Origin of the sequence: Eoetvoesiella caeni (assembly GCF_003315175.1) — a bacterium.
Taxonomy (GTDB): domain Bacteria; phylum Pseudomonadota; class Gammaproteobacteria; order Burkholderiales; family Burkholderiaceae_B; genus Eoetvoesia; species Eoetvoesia caeni.
On record NZ_QNRQ01000011.1, the window covers coordinates 67,721 to 83,022 of the forward strand.

The 15,302-nt window shown below is 58.4% G+C and carries 18 protein-coding genes; 10 read left to right on the plus strand and 8 right to left on the minus strand.

Features of this window, described 5'->3' with window-relative positions; all coding sequences use genetic code 11:
* Nucleotides 1-2: 2 nt before the first annotated feature.
* A complete protein-coding gene (locus tag DFR37_RS17180) occupies nt 3-1,175 on the minus strand; it encodes a vWA domain-containing protein (RefSeq protein WP_113934457.1) in 1,173 nt (390 codons plus the stop codon).
* Nucleotides 1,176-1,198: 23 nt separating this feature from the next.
* Nucleotides 1,199-2,068: an AAA family ATPase gene (locus DFR37_RS17185; RefSeq protein WP_113934458.1), complete on the minus strand. Its 870-nt coding sequence runs from the start codon at nt 2,066-2,068 to the stop codon at nt 1,199-1,201.
* Nucleotides 2,069-2,201: 133 nt separating this feature from the next.
* Here DFR37_RS17185 and DFR37_RS17190 point away from each other — a divergent pair, with 133 nt between their 5' ends.
* A complete protein-coding gene (locus tag DFR37_RS17190; protein ID WP_113934459.1) occupies nt 2,202-2,558 on the plus strand; it encodes a c-type cytochrome in 357 nt (118 codons plus the stop codon).
* 12 nt (nt 2,559-2,570) lie between these two features.
* Complete coding sequence (locus tag DFR37_RS17195; protein ID WP_113934460.1) at nt 2,571-2,930, plus strand: c-type cytochrome; 360 nt, start codon at nt 2,571-2,573, stop codon at nt 2,928-2,930.
* A 142-nt stretch (nt 2,931-3,072) separates the two neighbouring features.
* Here the strand turns inward: DFR37_RS17195 and DFR37_RS17200 are convergent, their stop codons facing one another.
* Complete coding sequence (locus DFR37_RS17200) at nt 3,073-3,501, minus strand: DUF1841 family protein (protein WP_113934461.1); 429 nt, start codon at nt 3,499-3,501, stop codon at nt 3,073-3,075.
* Between the two features lie 294 nt (nt 3,502-3,795).
* Between DFR37_RS17200 and icd the strand changes: the two genes are divergently transcribed.
* Both icd and DFR37_RS17210 read left to right on the plus strand, forming a co-directional pair.
* Nucleotides 3,796-5,052: an NADP-dependent isocitrate dehydrogenase gene (icd, locus tag DFR37_RS17205; protein ID WP_113934462.1), complete on the plus strand. Its 1,257-nt coding sequence runs from the start codon at nt 3,796-3,798 to the stop codon at nt 5,050-5,052.
* A gap of 160 nt (nt 5,053-5,212) precedes the next feature.
* A complete protein-coding gene (locus tag DFR37_RS17210) occupies nt 5,213-5,407 on the plus strand; it encodes a hypothetical protein (RefSeq protein WP_113934463.1) in 195 nt (64 codons plus the stop codon).
* A gap of 45 nt (nt 5,408-5,452) precedes the next feature.
* Here DFR37_RS17210 and DFR37_RS17215 read toward each other — a convergent pair whose 3' ends face one another.
* The 3 genes from DFR37_RS17215 to DFR37_RS17225 are packed head-to-tail and all read right to left on the minus strand — an operon-like array spanning nt 5,453 to nt 8,242.
* The gene (locus tag DFR37_RS17215; RefSeq protein ID WP_113934464.1) at nt 5,453-6,805 is read right to left on the minus strand and encodes an ATP-binding protein; all 1,353 of its coding nucleotides are present in this window, start codon (nt 6,803-6,805) and stop codon (nt 5,453-5,455) included.
* Complete coding sequence (locus DFR37_RS17220; RefSeq protein ID WP_113934465.1) at nt 6,781-7,446, minus strand: response regulator transcription factor; 666 nt, start codon at nt 7,444-7,446, stop codon at nt 6,781-6,783. Before DFR37_RS17220 ends, DFR37_RS17215 begins: the two co-directional genes overlap by 25 nt.
* A gap of 25 nt (nt 7,447-7,471) precedes the next feature.
* A complete protein-coding gene (locus DFR37_RS17225) occupies nt 7,472-8,242 on the minus strand; it encodes a COG4705 family protein (RefSeq protein ID WP_113934466.1) in 771 nt (256 codons plus the stop codon).
* A gap of 183 nt (nt 8,243-8,425) precedes the next feature.
* Here DFR37_RS17225 and DFR37_RS17230 point away from each other — a divergent pair, with 183 nt between their 5' ends.
* The 6 genes from DFR37_RS17230 to DFR37_RS17255 all read left to right on the plus strand — a co-directional run bounded on the left by DFR37_RS17230 (nt 8,426) and on the right by DFR37_RS17255 (nt 13,295).
* Nucleotides 8,426-8,803 (plus strand): VOC family protein, encoded by a 378-nt coding sequence (locus DFR37_RS17230; protein ID WP_113934467.1) that lies wholly within the window; start codon nt 8,426-8,428, stop codon nt 8,801-8,803.
* Between the two features lie 264 nt (nt 8,804-9,067).
* Entirely contained in the window at nt 9,068-10,711 is a 1,644-nt protein-coding gene (locus tag DFR37_RS17235; RefSeq protein ID WP_113934468.1) for a cbb3-type cytochrome c oxidase subunit I, read from the plus strand.
* Nucleotides 10,712-10,717: 6 nt separating this feature from the next.
* Nucleotides 10,718-11,401 carry a cbb3-type cytochrome c oxidase subunit II gene (locus DFR37_RS17240; RefSeq protein ID WP_113934469.1) on the plus strand — a complete coding sequence of 228 codons (684 nt, stop codon included), beginning with the start codon at nt 10,718-10,720 and terminating at the stop codon, nt 11,399-11,401.
* Between the two features lie 21 nt (nt 11,402-11,422).
* Nucleotides 11,423-12,037, plus strand: coding sequence for a c-type cytochrome (locus DFR37_RS17245; protein ID WP_113934470.1), 615 nt, complete (start codon nt 11,423-11,425; stop codon nt 12,035-12,037).
* Complete coding sequence (locus DFR37_RS17250) at nt 12,034-12,666, plus strand: SCO family protein (RefSeq protein ID WP_113934471.1); 633 nt, start codon at nt 12,034-12,036, stop codon at nt 12,664-12,666. The genes DFR37_RS17245 and DFR37_RS17250 overlap by 4 nt, the downstream gene beginning before the upstream one ends.
* Nucleotides 12,666-13,295 carry a DUF1404 family protein gene (locus DFR37_RS17255; RefSeq protein ID WP_242341890.1) on the plus strand — a complete coding sequence of 210 codons (630 nt, stop codon included), beginning with the start codon at nt 12,666-12,668 and terminating at the stop codon, nt 13,293-13,295. The genes DFR37_RS17250 and DFR37_RS17255 overlap by 1 nt, the downstream gene beginning before the upstream one ends.
* Nucleotides 13,296-13,563: 268 nt before the next feature.
* Here the strand turns inward: DFR37_RS17255 and DFR37_RS17260 are convergent, their stop codons facing one another.
* Entirely contained in the window at nt 13,564-14,289 is a 726-nt protein-coding gene (locus DFR37_RS17260; RefSeq protein ID WP_113934472.1) for a Smr/MutS family protein, read from the minus strand.
* A gap of 16 nt (nt 14,290-14,305) precedes the next feature.
* On the minus strand, nt 14,306-15,262 hold the full coding sequence (gene trxB, locus DFR37_RS17265) for a thioredoxin-disulfide reductase (RefSeq protein ID WP_113934473.1): 957 nt from the start codon (nt 15,260-15,262) through the stop codon (nt 14,306-14,308).
* Between the last annotated feature and the right edge of the window lie 40 nt (nt 15,263-15,302).

Consider the following 15,302-nt stretch of genomic DNA (forward strand, 5'->3'; position numbering starts at 1 on the left):
GTTTATTTGGACAGCTTTTCCATGGCCTGCTTCAGGCCGGCCACGGTTACACCGTACATGCGGTCGTGCATGATGTTCTTGATAATGGCAATGGATTGGCGGTATTGCCAATAGCCCTCGGGCTCGGGATTTAGCCAGACCGACTTGGGCCAGTTTTCCAGCAGGCGTTGCAGCCACGTTGCGCCGGTTTCCCGGTTGTGGTGCTCTACCGACCCGCCGGGATGAAGGATTTCGTAGGGGCTCATGGTGGCGTCGCCAACGATGATCAGGCGCCAGTCATCGTTGTATTTGCGCAGTATGTCCCAGGTATCGAAGCGCTCGGACGTCCTGCGCCGGTTGTTTTGCCATAACGACTCGTAGGGGCAGTTATGGAAATAATAGACATCCAGGTGCTTGAATTCGCTGCGTGCCGCTGAAAACAGTTCTTGTATGCGTTCAATGTGGTCGTCCATGCTGCCGCCTACGTCAAGCAGCATCAGAACTTTCACCGTGTTGTGCCGCTCCGGCATCATTTTAAGATCGAGAAAGCCCGCATTGCGCGCCGTGCTGCTGATCGTGTCGTCCAGGTCCAGTTCCAGCGCAGCTCCTTCGCGCGCAAAGTGGCGCAGCCGGCGCAAGGCCATTTTAAAGTTGCGCGTACCCAGTTCCTGCTGGTCGTCGTAGTCGCGGTATTCGCGCTTTTCCCATACTTTTACCGCGGTACGGTTGCCGGCCGAAGGCCCGCCCACGCGTATGCCCTCCGGATGATAGCCGCCATGCCCGAAGGCCGAGCTGCCGCCCGTTCCCACCCATTTATTGCCTCCGGCATGGCGCTCGTTCTGCTCGTCCAGGGTTTTCTTGAACAGCTCCATCAGCTTGTCCCAGCCGTGCTTTTCAATGGCCTCTTTTTCTTCGGGGCTGAGCTTTTTCTGGAATTCTTTGAGCAGCCAGTCAAGGGGGATTTCTTTATCGGGCAGCGCCATGGCCTCAAGCCCGCGATAGAACTCGCCAAAGGCCTGGTCGTAGCGGTCGAACAAGGTTTCGTCCTTGACCAGCGTCATGCGGGCCAGGTGGTAGAAGTCGTCGACAGTGGGCGGCATGACGCCGCTTTGCAGCACTTCGAGCAGGGTCAGGTACTCCTGCACAGAAACCGGCAGTCGACGGGAGCGCAAGTGGTAGAAGAAGTCAGTCAGCATGGTTCGGGCTCCGCTGCGCCGAATTAGCGGCGCTGGGCACGGGTTATGGCGGCCAGGCGCTGCAGCAGGGTCAGGTCTTGCTCGTTCTTGAGCAGGGCGCCCGCCATCAGCGGCAAGTCGCCCTGGGCGCTGCTGATGGCGCTGGCCGATGCCGCTTCGTTCAAGAGCAGGCGCAGCCAGTCCAGGAATTCCGACGTGGACGGCTTTTTCTTCAGGCCGGGTACTTCGCGCAGAGCAAAGAATGTATCCAGCGCCGCCCGCAGAATATCCGCCTTCAGGTTGGGGTAGTGGACTTTCACGATGTCCTGCATGGTTTCGCGATCGGGAAAGTTGATGTAGTGGAAAAAGCAGCGGCGCAGGAAAGCGTCGGGCAGGTCTTTTTCGTTGTTGGACGTAATAATGATAAGGGGACGGTGGCGCGCCTGTATGGTCTGGCGGGTTTCGTACACATGGAACTCCATGCGGTCCAGTTCGCGCAGCAAGTCGTTGGGGAATTCGATGTCGGCCTTGTCGATTTCGTCGATCAGGACGACCACCGGCTGTTCGGCTTCGAAGGCCTGCCACAGCACGCCCTTGACGATGTAGTTGCCGATGTCGCGCACTTTTTCGTCGCCCAGTTGCGAATCGCGCAGGCGCGAGACGGCATCGTATTCGTACAGCCCCTGGTGCGCCTTGGTGGTGGATTTGATGTGCCATTGCAGCAGCGGACGGCCCAGCGCGGCGGCCACCTCTTCGGCCAGCATGGTCTTGCCCGTGCCCGGTTCGCCCTTGATAAGCAGCGGACGCTGCAGCGATAGCGCCGCATTGACGGCCATCTTCAGGTCGTCGGTGGCAACGTAGCGTTCGGTTCCGGAGAAGCGTTCGGAAGGGAAGGCCGGGGCGGGTGATGTCATGTTCTGGTCCGTGAATTTATAACGTTAGTAGGGATACATAGCGTGTATTACAACAATTATCGTACAATCCGTCAGGTTCGTCGGTTCAGCAAGAGAAGGGCCGGCTTTTATTTACCGCCAAACAAGAGCTATTATGAAGTTGCGAATTAACCTGATGCGCACGTTATCCGTGCTTGCCGTTACGGCGGCTTCCTGTGGGTTCGTTGGTCTGGCCCATGCGGCCGACAAAGCCCCGGTGGGCAACGCGACAGCCGCAGTCAATAAAATTTCCATGTGTATCGGATGCCACGGGATCCCCGGCTACAAAGCCAGCTTCCCCGAGGTGTATCACGTTCCCATGATTGCCGGCCAGAACGCTGAATACATCGTCGCCGCCCTGAAAGAATACGCAGGCGGCACGCGTACTTTCCCCACCATGGAAGCCATTGCCGCGACCTTGTCCGAACAGGACATGGCCGACCTTGCCGCTTACTATTCCAGTTTCAAATAATCGGGAGCCGACATGAAAAAACTGACTCTCGCCTTAGCGGCCTCTTTGTTCGTTGCTACCGGCTCGGCTGCAAGCGCCGCCGATCTGGCTGCCGGCCAGGCCGCCTACCAAAAATACACCTGCGCCAGCTGTCATGGTGCCGACGCCAAGTCGCCCATCATGCCTGCGTATCCAATTCTGGCCGGCCAGCATGCCGACTACCTGGCCCACGCCCTCAAGACCTACAAACGCGGCCAGGCCGGCGCGCCCGCTACGTCCAATATCCGTAAAAACGCCGTCATGGGCGCAATGGCCATGCAGCTAAGCGATGACGACGTTGCCAACATTGCCGCATGGCTGGCTAGCTTGCCAACGCCTTTGTCCGTTCGGTAATCGGCGTCTGGCGGTATTCGAAGCCTTCTTCGGCCTGGTCGAAGAAGGCTTCAATCATTTTTGCTCACATGCTTCTTCGGCATGCATCGGTGGCTTGTAAAGACCGCGGTGCCAGAACAAGGCTTTAGCCGTTGCCGCCGGGTTATCCCCGGGTAATGCGCCGTTTTATCAGGTCCAGGTAGCCGTCGTTGCTGAAAGGCGTGCCCAGCCGCTGCGCTTCCCAGACCACTTCTCCCAGGCATTCCATGATTTCGTGCGCCGCCTCGTGCGCGTCGTGCGTGGCCAGCAATTGCTGGTGCGCGGCGCGGATGCCGGGCGGCTGGTCGATTTGCAATTGCTCTGCGATGGCCAGATGCATGGACAGGTGCAGAAAAGGATTGGTGCGGCCCTGTTCCACGGTGTAATCGGCCGCGGCGACTTCCGGGTCTTCAAGGTCGCGGTGATATTCGGGGTGCTGTTCCGCCCACTGCACGGCAATGCTTTCCAGCGGCGTAAGAATTTCCCGCGCACGATGCTTGCGCCAGGCTTCGGTAAAAAACTGTCGGACTTGCTCTCGGGAGGGATTAAACATGACTACGCACAATGCCGTAAAAGACCTATTTTACCCGGCCCCTTGACAGTAGGGGCTCGATTGTCAACACAGTAGCGACTTAACCGTTAAAATAGCGGGAAAACTTGAGTTACACTAGTCTTATATAAGACTGCGTTTATAATGGCAGTCTTTAGGTCGTCTGAACAAAGTGCCGCCACATATATTGCTCCCGCCAGTCGCGGGCGCAAGCTGTGTGCGCCACTGCCGTTTTTCAGCCTGCCTCTGGTTAGAGAGTTAGCGCTTTTTCTTATTAATGGAGCAACTGGAGCATCCATGGCTTATCAGCATATTAAGGTTCCCGCAGCGGGCCAAAAGATTACGGTCAACGCCGATTTTTCAATTAACGTTCCCGACGAGCCCATCCTGCCCTATATCGAGGGTGATGGCACCGGTGCCGATATCACTCCGGTCATGCTCAAAGTCGTTGATGCAGCCGTTGCCAAGGCATACGGCGGCAAGCGCAAGATCCACTGGATGGAAGTCTACGCTGGCGAAAAGTCCACCAAAATCTACGGCCCCGACGTCTGGCTGCCCGAAGAAACCCTGGATGCCGTCAAAGACTACGTCGTATCCATCAAAGGTCCTCTGACCACGCCCGTCGGCGGCGGCATCCGTTCGCTTAACGTGGCCCTGCGCCAGCAGCTTGACCTGTATGTCTGCCTGCGCCCGGTGCGCTACTTCAAGGGTGTGCCTTCGCCTGTTCGCGAACCCGAAAAAACCGACATGGTTATTTTCCGCGAAAACTCCGAAGACATCTATGCCGGTATCGAGTTCGAAGCCGAATCCGAAAAAGCCAAGCTGCTTATCGACTTCCTGCAAGACAAACTGGGCGTCAATAAAATCCGCTTCCCGGCCACCTCTGGCATCGGCGTCAAGCCCGTGTCGCGCGAAGGTACGCAGCGCCTGGTTCGCAAAGCCATCCAGTACGCCATCGACAACGACAAGCCCTCGGTCACTTTGGTGCACAAGGGCAACATCATGAAGTTCACCGAAGGCGGCTTCCGCGACTGGGGCTACGACCTGGCCTTGAAAGAATTCGGCGCCCAGCTTATCGATGGCGGCCCATGGTGCAAGTTCAAGAACCCCAAGACGGGTCGCGATATTGTGGTCAAGGACGTCATCGCTGACGCTTTCCTGCAGCAAATCTTGCTGCGTCCGGCTGAATACTCCGTCATTGCCACCCTTAACCTGAACGGCGACTACGTCTCCGACGCCCTGGCGGCACAGGTTGGCGGCATCGGCATTGCTCCGGGCGCCAATTTGTCCGACTCCATCGCCATGTTCGAGGCCACCCACGGTACTGCACCGAAGTACGCCGGCAAAGACTACGTGAACCCCGGTTCCGAGATCCTGTCCGCCGAAATGATGCTGCGCCACATGGGCTGGACCGAAGCCGCTGACCTCATCATCAGCAGCATGGAAAAATCCATCCTGTCGAAAAAGGTCACTTACGACTTCGCCCGCCTGCTTGAAGGCGCAACCCAGGTTTCGTGCTCGGGTTTCGGCCAGGTCATGATCGACAATATGTAAGTCAGTCTGCCGTCGTATCAGGCAGAAACAAAACCCGCACTCCATCCAGGTTTGCGGGTTTTTTTATGGGCGAAGGGTAGAGGCCGCGCCATGCATCAGACATTCTTCACTAAAGTCGTGGTACGGTAGTAAGCTAATCCATCATTGACGTGAGGAGTCCATGAAACCGCTCAGTCTTCACGCGCGCCAGACCAATCAACGCCGCATGACCGCGTTTTACTTGTCGCCGCAGCAGGAAAATGCGGCAAACAACCAAATCGAAATCAAGAAATTCAAGGGTCCGGAAGATCGCCCCAGGACGCTGCGCGAAATGTTCCCGGACGCCGATTTCTCCGGCGATGACGACGACCTGTGAGTTTGCGGGTGGTATGCCAGCGCGCGCTAGTTTGCTAGGTCAAACTCATGCCATTGGAATGAGAATGGCAACGCTCAAGCCGGTTTGTCTTACTTCGTCGGTGAAGCCGAAGCGGACCTCGGCACCGATGCGATTGGCAATCGTTCGGATGATGGAAAGACCCAGTCCAGAGCCAGTCTGTTCGCTGCCGAGCATGCGGTAGAACGGGTCGAATACCCGGTCTCGTTCAGGCAATGGAATGCCCGGCCCTGTGTCACGGATATGCATTACGGCGTATCTCTCCTCCTTGTCGATCGAGAGGTCGATCCGGCCGCCCTCCGGCGTGTAGCGAATGGCGTTATCGATTAGGTTTTTGACGACGGCGATCATGTCCAGTTCGCTGGCCCAGACCTGGGCGTCTTGCGCGCCTTCGACTCCGATGTCGATGCGCTTGGCCTCGGCCAATGGCATAAGGTCTTCCAGTGCACGGCGGTAAATACTCTGTATGGATGTTGGCGACTTCGGTGATTCGGAGGCCGCTTGCGCCCTGGCCAATGCCAGGAGTTGGTCCAGCAGGTTTCTGCCGCGCTCGATGCCTTGGCGCAGTGTTATTAGTCGTTCACGCGCCGGGCCGGACATTTCCGCTTCCGCCAACCGTTCCGCTTGCAGTGACAAGGCCGTCAGCGGCGATCGCAGTTCGTGCGCTGCATCCGCCACAAAGCGGCGCTGAGCGTCCATCGAATGAGCAACGCGGGTGAGCAGGCGATTGATCGCCACAGCGAACGGGCGCACTTCGGTGGGGAAGTGGCCGGCTTCGATGCGGTACAGGTCCTGCTCTGCGCGCTGGTCGATCTCGCTGGAGAGCGTTGCAATGGGCCGGAACATCTTGCGCACCAGATTGGCGACGAGCAATAACAGGATCGGCACGAGGATCAGAAAAGGCATCACTGTACGCAAGGCGCTGCCGCGGGCAATCTGGTCCCGGAAGCCGGACTCCTGGGCCAGCGCGATCCGTTCGCCAGCTGTTGTTGTCTTGATCAACACACGGAATGTTTCACCGCCGACCTTCACCGTGTGTAGCCCGTCCGCCAGAGTTGCCGGCAGGGGCAGCAGTCCGCCATCATCCACTCCTACTGAGGATGGGTGGCTGTCGCCCAAGCGTTGGACGATCACGCGCGCTTCCTCATTGCCGTTTTCGAGACGGGAGTCGGCGGGTGAAGGGGCTGGCGACAAACGCTGCCGATCCATGAGCTGCGCTACTTGACGCAAGACATCATCTTGCAATTCGTGAGCTTCACTGAAGGCCGACATGAATGAGAAGATGCCGGCGACGATGGCCACAACGAGGATTGCCAGAGACAGGGTAAGGGAGAGCTTGAGCTGAATCGACTCGCTCAGGCGTTTTTTGAGACCATCCATCCGACCCCTCTGACATTCTTGATGATTTCGCTGCCCAGCTTGCGCCGCAATGCATGGATCAGATATTCGACGGCATTGCTTTCGACCTCTTCTCCCCAACCGTATATGCGGTCTTCCAGTTCGGCGCGAGACAGGATAGCCCCAGGCCGGACCAGCAAGGCTTGCAGCAAGGCAAATTCGCGGTTGGACAAGAGCGTCGGCGAGCTGCTGTGGACGCTGGCTTCTTTCGTGGCCGGGTCCAGCGATACTACACCGTTGCTGAGGACGGGCGCAGCGTTGCCGCTCTTGCGGCGCAGCACCGCCCGCATTCGCGCCAGCAGTTCAGCCATCTGGAAGGGCTTGGGCACGTAGTCGTCGGCTCCGCCGTCCAAGCCGCGCAAGCGGTCGTCCAGGCCATCGCGGGCCGTGATAATCAGCAGGGGAATCGGGTTGTCTTTGGCGCGGATGCTGGCCAAGACATCCAGCCCATCCCTGCCGGGTAGGCCGAGGTCGAGCAGAACCAGGTCGTAGCGTTGACTGGCCAAGGTCGTCAGGGCGCTCAGTCCGTTCTTTACCCAGTCGGTTGCGTAGGACGCATCCTTCAATGCATCTTGAACTACCTCGCCGATCATGGGGTCGTCTTCGACCAGCAATACCCGCATTCTCGTTCCGTCCAATTTTTGTTGCTTAATGCATCGTCCGGGCTGCCCGTTGGCGCAGTAGCAGGATGCACGCAATAATGAAAACAAAAAGCGTGATCGATGCGGAATAACGGCTTAGAGCCAACCCCCCCGCGGCCAGAGGCTTGTCCAAATAGTCTCCGACTACCGCACCCAGTGGGCGGGTCAGAATGAAAGCGATCCAAAATAACAGTGTACGCGACACGCGGGTCCAGCAGTAGGTAGCCGCGGTCACGGCAAGCAACGCGCCGAAAACAAGGGCCGCCCCGGTGTAGCCCAAGCCAGCCGCGCCGGCAGTCCAGTCACCCAAGGCCGTTCCCAGGGTCTGGGAGAACATGATAGTCACCCAATAGAAGGCTTCCGCATTGGGCGAGTTGACGGTGCTCACCGACACGGAGCCAAGGGTGCGATGCCAGGCGAAGAGCGAGCCCAGCAGCAAAGCCAGCAGTATGCTTGATCCCCCCGCATACCCGATTCCGAGCGAGCGGTCCACAAAATCGGCCAGCGTCGTGCCGACTGTGGTAGTGGCGACGATGGTGGCCCAGTACAGGAATGGATGGAATTTCTTGGCTTTGACTTGCGCGATCACGGCGGCAAGAAAAATGGCAGCGAAGATGCCCGTGCCGGCCAGATAACCCAGGTTCATGGACATTGAAACCGCATCGCCGCCGGTTTCGCCCAGCGTAGTGGCTGCGATCTTGATGAGCCAGAATCCCAGCGTGACCTCGGGGACTTTGCTGGGCCAGGCGTTTGCCTGGGTTGAGGGCAGTGCGTTCATAGCGTTTTTTCCGGTCGAATGAAGGATTTGTTTTCAGTCTGGGCCACCTGACTTAGCACAGCCATAGCTTGTTCACTCGAAGGGCGCTTGTCAGGACAACTGTCCGCCTTTTTGCTTTGCATAGGTCTCAGGAAGGACGAAAATAGTCTTACATACGTTGCAAGCCTGAAAAGGAGAATGCACATGAGCGCACGGCTGAATCACACGATTGTCTGGTGCCGCGGTAAGCGCAAATCGGCGGCGTTCATGGCTGACATCCTGGGCCTGGCCGAGCCCGTGCCGTTTGGTCCCATGCTGGTCGTCCAGCTTGATAATGGCGTATCCCTTGACTTTTACGAGACCAATAATGCGATCGCATCGCAGCATTACGCGTTCTTGATAAGCGAAGAGGATTTCGACCGCGTTTTCTCCCGTATTTGCGATCGCAAGATTCAATATTGGTCCGATCCAGGCCAGCACCATGCAGGGAAGATAAACCGGGAGGATGGCGGCCGGGGGCTATATTTCGAGGACCCCGACGGCCATCTGCTGGAGGTCATCACCAAGCCTTATGGCGGCTAAAAACTCCTGACACTTTTGAATCCCCCGTCCGATAAATCCTACGGGTTCGTATTCCAATGTCCCACGGACCGTTGGCAGCGCTTCTAAGCCTTGGCGGTGGTGAGCATAGACCGGCTTCGGCAGCTTTTCCGAGACATTTTTTTTGCGCCCCTGGACGCATATCTATTTTGAGCGTAAGGTAATTAGCGGGCTTGACGGCCGGGAAATTTATACTTGTCGGCATCTTGTTTCCGAAGACTTCGAGTCTAACGAGGGAGTTGTTACATGAATCCGACAGCAATATTGCTGGCCACTTTTATCCTGTCCATTGTTGGTTTATTCTTTTTTATCTGGTCTTTGCGCCGCGGTATGTTCGATGACACCTCTTCAGGTGCGCGAACAATTTTCACCAAAGGGGAAATCGGGCAAACCGAAGAACCCTCTGCCGATAGTGCACAGCGCGTGCGTTTGCAGGGTGTCACCGACTCAAACGAGCGCGACAGTGGCTCCGAAGAGGGCGTTTCGCCCATTGAGCTGTCCGCCCGCATAGAGGCCGACCGCTCAACCGCATATCCGGTTTATGTCATGCTGGCCAGCGCGGGGGTGTGGCTGGTCGTGGCATCCCTGGCGGGCCTGCTCAGTTCGCTTAAGCTGCACTGGCCCGATTTGCTTACCGAGTATGCCTGGCTGAGTTTCGGCCGCCTGCGGACTATCCATCTTAATGCCGTGGCCTATGGCTGGGCGCCCATGGGTACGCTGGGCTTGAGTGTCTGGCTTTTGCCGCGCTTGCTGCAAACGCCGTTGCGGGGTGCCCGGCTTGTCATTCTGGGCGCCGTCATATGGAATGCCGCTTTGGTCGCCGGGCTGGGCGGGCTGGCGGTTGGCATCAATGCCGGCATGGAGTGGCTGGAAATCCCCTGGCAGATCGGTGGCCTGTTCGCCATGGGCGGCATGCTTATTGGCTTGCCCATGGCACTGATGTTGGGGCGGCGCAAGGTACACCATCTATATGTGTCGGTCTGGTATATGGGGGCTGCGCTGTTCTGGTTCCCCACTTTGTATATCGTGGCGAAAATTCCGGGACTTCACTTCGGCGTTGAACAGGGCACCATGAACTGGTGGTTTGGCCACAATGTACTGGGGCTTTATTACACTCCCATATCCTTGGCCTGCGTCTATTATTTTCTGCCCAAAGTCATCGGACGTCCGATACGTTCATACAACTTGTCTTTGCTGGGATTCTGGACGCTGGCGTTTTTCTATGGCCAGGTGGGGGCGCACCACCTTATTGGCGGACCCATACCCGAGTGGCTGGCAACACTGTCCATCGTGCAAAGCATGATGATGCTTATTCCTGTCATTGCCTTTTCGGTAAATCAGCATTTGACCATGGTGGGGTACTTCAGCGCGCTCAAGTATTCGCCGGTGCTGCGTTTTATACTTTTTGGCGCAATTATGTATACCGTGTCGTCGGTGCAAGGCTCGTTCGAAGCTTTACGCACGGTCAATGCGGTTACGCACTTTACCCATTTCACCGTGGCCCATGCGCACATCGGCTTGTATGGCTTTGTCACGATGGTGATTTTTGGCGGGATTTACTTTGTCATGCCCAGAGTGCTTAATATCCCCTGGCCCAAGCCGGCGCTTATTACATGGCACTTCTGGCTGGTGGTGGCGGGGTTTGCCGTGTACGTCATTACGCTAAGCATAGGCGGCATTTTGCAGGGGTTGGCGCTGCAAGACCCCAATGTCCCATTCATGCAGTCGGTGGCACTGACCATACCCTGGCTACAGGGGCGTTCTATAGGCGGCACTCTAATGACATTGGGCCATTTGGTTTTCGTCTACCACATTGCCCTGATGACCCTGCGTGTCAGCTCGGTGCCGCTGGACGCACCGGTTATTGCCTCTCAACAGCATACGGCATAAAGAACTATGGAAAACGAAACCAAACTTCTTGCCGGTGCGATGATTACCTTGTCGCTGGCGACGGCGGCGCTGGTTGTCCTGCCGTTCCTGCAACTCAAGAACGTTCCCCCGCCCGAGGGACTCAAGCCCTACACCAGCGAACAATTGCGCGGGCGCCAGGTATATATGTCCAACGGCTGCATTGCCTGCCATACCCAGCAGCCCAGCTCCACCGGCGCGGGCGTGGTCGACAGCAGCCGGGGCTGGGGCCGGCCATCGGTTGCTGGCGACTACTACTACGACCAACCCGTTTTGCTGGGCACCATGCGCACCGGGCCCGACTTGTTCAATATCGGGGCGCGCCAGCCCAGCGTCGACTGGCAACTCGGCCACCTGTTTCAGCCGCGCGCCTATGTTCCGGGAAGCATCATGCCGGCTTATCCGTTTTTGTTCGAGGTGAAGGATCCGGACAACGTCTCGAAGGCCGAGCGCGTTGTAGCGCTGCCTCCGGGAACCGCAGCCGAAGGCAAGGTTGTTGTGGCGCGGCCGGAAGCCTTGGACTTGGTGGCTTACCTGATCAGTCTCAACCACACCTATAACGCGCTGACGCCCGAGCAACTGAAGTATGCGGAAAGCCGGCTTTCGCCTGCCCGGCTAAAGCAGGACGACAAGGCCGAACAGCGTCAGGAACAGGCGCCGGAAACTAAGTAAAGGCTACGAAAGGGAGCTTGAATGAAAAGGGCTAAGAAGGTGCCAAAGCAAACTCGCGAGTCGGAAAACGCGGATCCCAGCGAACTGTATAACCCGGTTCCGCGGGTAGTCCTGGGACTCATTGTCGGGCTTATTGCCTGGGCCATTTATTATATTTTTGCCGCGAATCCCGACGGTGTGGCGTCCCTGGGCGACCACAGATTGCCCTCGCAACTGGTTACCAACACAGGTGCCAAAGGCGGTGCCATAGACGGCAAACAGCTCTTTACCGGCACATGCCAGGCTTGCCATCAGGCCACCGGCCAAGGGCTGCCCGGCGTCTTTCCGCCGCTGGCGGGGGCTTCCTGGGTTGTCGGCGACCCGCATGTGCTGGTGCAAATTGTGCTGCACGGCCTGCATGGGCCTGTCGAGGTGGCCGGCACGACCTATAACGGCTCGATGCCGGCCTTCGGTACGCAGTTCAACGACGACGAGCTTGCCGCCTTGCTGAGTTTCATCCGCAAAGAGTGGGGCAATGCCGCGCCGCCTGTCGAGGCCAGCCTGGTCGCTGAATCGCGTGCCCTGACCGCCAAGCGCGCCGAACCATGGCCCAATGTCAAAGACATCGAGGCCGCCATTGGGGCCGCCAAGCCATGAACCGCAGCGCCGCGGCCACGTCGGCGGCAATTTTGTTGATGCTGCTCCTGGCTTTCTTTGCTTTTGACAGAGTGACCCGCGGCTTTGCCGCGGTCACATCCGACCAGGTGCGCCGTATCGACTTGCAGCAATCGCCGCGCGCGCTGCCGGCCTTGGCATTGGTGGACCAGGCGGGTCATGATTTGTCCCTGGCGGATTACGGCGGGGCTTCGCCCTACACAACGTTTGTCAGCCTGGCCTATATGCGCTGCCAGACAGTGTGCCGCACCAGCGCGTCGGGCCTGGCATTCATGCAGCAGCAAATTCGTGATCTTGGCCTAAAGGGACAGGTCCGTTTGCTGACGCTCAGTTTCGACCCGGGTAACGATACGCCCCAGGTCATGCAGAATCATGCCCGTTCCGTTGGAGCCGATGCAGCCATTTGGCGCACTGCTACGCTGCGCGACCCGCGCGATCTGGCCGCCTTGCTTGAGTTGTTCGGCATCGTCGTCATTCCCGATGGCTTGGGCGGGTACTCGCACAACTCGGCATTGTTTGCCGTAGACAAGCAAGGACGCCTGGCCCGGGCCTACGACACCGACCGGCCCGATCTGGCGTTGGTCGACTACTTGCGCTCAACGGAGCAATAGTGGGGCATTTATTTCCTCCCATTTCCGCGGCCGGGAGGCAGGGCCGCAGCGGCACGGGCTGGTATGGCCGTCGCGTGCCCGTGTGGCTGCCAGGCCTCTTGTTGCTGGCGACGGCGGCTTTGCGCCCATGGTTTGAAGTGCACATGGCGCGCCACATGGGGCTGGAGCTGCCATTGCTGTTTTTCGTGGGCTGGCTGGCCGCCGCCGCGGCAGGGCCGCGTTTCACCCGTTTTCTGCAGCCCTGGAATGCGAAGGGGCTGGCAGCGCTGGTCTTTACCTTGTTGCTTAGCGCCTTCTGGATGATCCCCGCGGCTCTGGACCTGGCTGTGCTGCATCCCGCGGTGGGAATTGCCAAGGTGGCCTGCTGGGTATTGGCCGGCTTGCTGCTGGGAGCCTCATGGCGTCAGGCGGGCTTGGTAATTCAGGCATTTTTTATTTTCAATTGGTGCTGGATGACAACAGCCGTGGGGCTGATATACCAGCAGGCTCCGCAGCAGCTGTGCACTGTTTACCTGCCCGATGAACAATGGAGCGCTGGCGCGTTCATGATCTTCTGGGCTGTGGCGGTTTTTGTACTGTGGGTGCCGGGGGCTGTGAAAGGCGCTAATTTGCTGGGCGGCGGCGCCTGAGCATGTTGGCCTGGCGGCAAGGCCGGGCGCCATTATGGTGCTCGAACCTGAAAAAACGCACAAGCTAGGTGCATTCCCTAAGTGTCATATGACAAGAAGTAGTGCAGAATCTCGTTCATGCAGGTGAGGAGACATAGCCCTGCATGGGCAAGCCGAATAAAAGCGGCTAATAAAAAACAGCTGGTCCCATAAAAAATATAAACAGCACAAAGGCCGACGATACCCTCGTCGGCCTTTGTCTATTCTGAATCAATAAACCGATCTTGGCTTACTTCAAGCGCAACAAGGCTTGTACGGCACCGCTGCCGCCGTCGTGCTCTGCGCATTCGGTATAGGCCTTTACCGCCTGCATCTGCGAGAGCCAGCGCCGAACGGTTTCTTTAAGCACCGGGGCGCCGTCCTTCGAACCATACCCTTTGCCATGCACGATGCGCACGCACTTTATGCCGTGGGCCAGGCAAGATTGCAAAAACTGCTCCAGGCGTTCGCGCGCTTCGTCCAGCGTGGAGCCGTGCAAATCCAGGCTGGCCTCTATAGGCCATTTGCCGCGTTTCAGGTCTTTTATCAGGTCGGGGCCATGGCCGGCCTGGATGAAGCTGCCGTCGTCCAGCTTGGCCGGGGCGTAATGATCCGAAATGGCCGACAGGGCGGGGCTGTCTTTTCCCATGGCCACTTCGCGGCGCTGGCGCAGCAAATCGGCTGTGGCGCGAGGTACGGGCGGCAGGCTGGCGCGTTTGGCGTCTTTAATAGGCTGAACCATTTTGACCGCTCGCCGAAACAAGGTACGGTCTTCGGTGCTGAGACCGACGTCGGCCTGCGCAAAATGCTGGACGGCGCCGCTTGTCGCAGCGACCGCAGCCGGCTCGGACGGGCCGGGCTGCGTTCCCCGCTTCTTGGGCGAGACCTTGCGGGTACGCGGTTTGGGCGCGTCCGCCTCGGCCTGCTGCCTTCGCAACGCCTTTAGGTCGGCCAGTCCGGGTTTATTCGCCGCCATGGGTGCTTCGCCCTTCTTAGCCCGCGTTCTCCAGCCAGCGCTGGGCGTCCAGCGCTGCCATGCAGCCCGTGCCGGCGCTGGTGATGGCTTGGCGGTAGACGTGGTCTTGTACGTCGCCCGCGGCGAATACGCCCGCTACCGAGGTTTGCGTGGCCATCCCTTTAAGCCCGCCTTGGGTAATGATGTAGCCGTTTTCCATGGTGAGCTGGCCTTCGAACAGGCCGGTATTGGGCTTATGGCCTATGGCAATGAAAGCGCCTGTAACAGCCAGTTCTTCGGTGGCGTTGGTCTGATTGTTGCGTATGCGCACACCGGTAACGCCGCTGGCGTCGCCCAGTACGGCCTCCAACTCGTTGAAAAGCTTGAGTTTCATGTTGCCGTGTTCGACTTTTTCCATGAGCTTGTCGATCAGGATGGGTTCGGCCCGGAATTTATCGCGTCGGTGGATCAGGGTGACCGTGGAGCAGATATTGGACAGGTACAGAGCTTCTTCGACGGCGGTATTGCCGCCGCCGACCACTACAACATCTTGTTTTTTATAGAAAAAACCGTCGCATGTGGCGCAGCCCGATACACCGCGGCCCATGAATTCCTGCTCGGACGGCAGGCCCAGGTATTGGGCCGAGGCGCCGGTGGCAATGATCAGGGCGTCGCAGGTATAGATGCCGCCGGAGTCGCCGGTCAGTGTAAATGGACGTTTGGACAGGTCGGCGCTGGTAATCTGGTCGAAGACCAGTTCGGTCTCGAAGCGCTCGGCGTGGGCCTGGAAGCGCTGCATCAGGTCGGGCCCTTGCACGCCCTGTGCGTCGGCGGGCCAATTGTCGACGTCGGTGGTTGTCATGAGCTGGCCGCCTTGTTCCATACCCGTGATAAGCACCGGGTTGAGGTTGGCCCGGGCGGCGTATACGGCGGCGGTGTAGCCCGCCGGACCCGAACCAAGAATGAGAACTTTAGCGTGTTTTGGGGTTGTCATCAGAGAAAATCCGAAAAATGTTCATAGGCAATTATAATGA

What these genes read in the sequence shown, in the direction of transcription:
- DFR37_RS17215 (WP_113934464.1), bottom strand. Translation starts at nt 6,805, where the DNA reads ATGGATGGTCTCAAAAAACGCCTGAGCGAGTCGATTCAGCTCAAGCTC.
- DFR37_RS17220 (WP_113934465.1), bottom strand. Translation starts at nt 7,446, where the DNA reads ATGCGGGTATTGCTGGTCGAAGACGACCCCATGATCGGCGAGGTAGTT.
- icd (WP_113934462.1), top strand. Translation starts at nt 3,796, where the DNA reads ATGGCTTATCAGCATATTAAGGTTCCCGCAGCGGGCCAAAAGATTACG.
- DFR37_RS17240 (WP_113934469.1), top strand. Translation starts at nt 10,718, where the DNA reads ATGGAAAACGAAACCAAACTTCTTGCCGGTGCGATGATTACCTTGTCG.
- trxB (WP_113934473.1), bottom strand. Translation starts at nt 15,262, where the DNA reads ATGACAACCCCAAAACACGCTAAAGTTCTCATTCTTGGTTCGGGTCCG.
- DFR37_RS17185 (WP_113934458.1), bottom strand. Translation starts at nt 2,068, where the DNA reads ATGACATCACCCGCCCCGGCCTTCCCTTCCGAACGCTTCTCCGGAACC.
- DFR37_RS17180 (WP_113934457.1), bottom strand. Translation starts at nt 1,175, where the DNA reads ATGCTGACTGACTTCTTCTACCACTTGCGCTCCCGTCGACTGCCGGTT.
- DFR37_RS17200 (WP_113934461.1), bottom strand. Translation starts at nt 3,501, where the DNA reads ATGTTTAATCCCTCCCGAGAGCAAGTCCGACAGTTTTTTACCGAAGCC.
- DFR37_RS17210 (WP_113934463.1), top strand. Translation starts at nt 5,213, where the DNA reads ATGAAACCGCTCAGTCTTCACGCGCGCCAGACCAATCAACGCCGCATG.
- DFR37_RS17245 (WP_113934470.1), top strand. Translation starts at nt 11,423, where the DNA reads ATGAAAAGGGCTAAGAAGGTGCCAAAGCAAACTCGCGAGTCGGAAAAC.
- DFR37_RS17190 (WP_113934459.1), top strand. Translation starts at nt 2,202, where the DNA reads ATGAAGTTGCGAATTAACCTGATGCGCACGTTATCCGTGCTTGCCGTT.
- DFR37_RS17230 (WP_113934467.1), top strand. Translation starts at nt 8,426, where the DNA reads ATGAGCGCACGGCTGAATCACACGATTGTCTGGTGCCGCGGTAAGCGC.
- DFR37_RS17250 (WP_113934471.1), top strand. Translation starts at nt 12,034, where the DNA reads ATGAACCGCAGCGCCGCGGCCACGTCGGCGGCAATTTTGTTGATGCTG.
- DFR37_RS17260 (WP_113934472.1), bottom strand. Translation starts at nt 14,289, where the DNA reads ATGGCGGCGAATAAACCCGGACTGGCCGACCTAAAGGCGTTGCGAAGG.
- DFR37_RS17225 (WP_113934466.1), bottom strand. Translation starts at nt 8,242, where the DNA reads ATGAACGCACTGCCCTCAACCCAGGCAAACGCCTGGCCCAGCAAAGTC.
- DFR37_RS17195 (WP_113934460.1), top strand. Translation starts at nt 2,571, where the DNA reads ATGAAAAAACTGACTCTCGCCTTAGCGGCCTCTTTGTTCGTTGCTACC.
- DFR37_RS17235 (WP_113934468.1), top strand. Translation starts at nt 9,068, where the DNA reads ATGAATCCGACAGCAATATTGCTGGCCACTTTTATCCTGTCCATTGTT.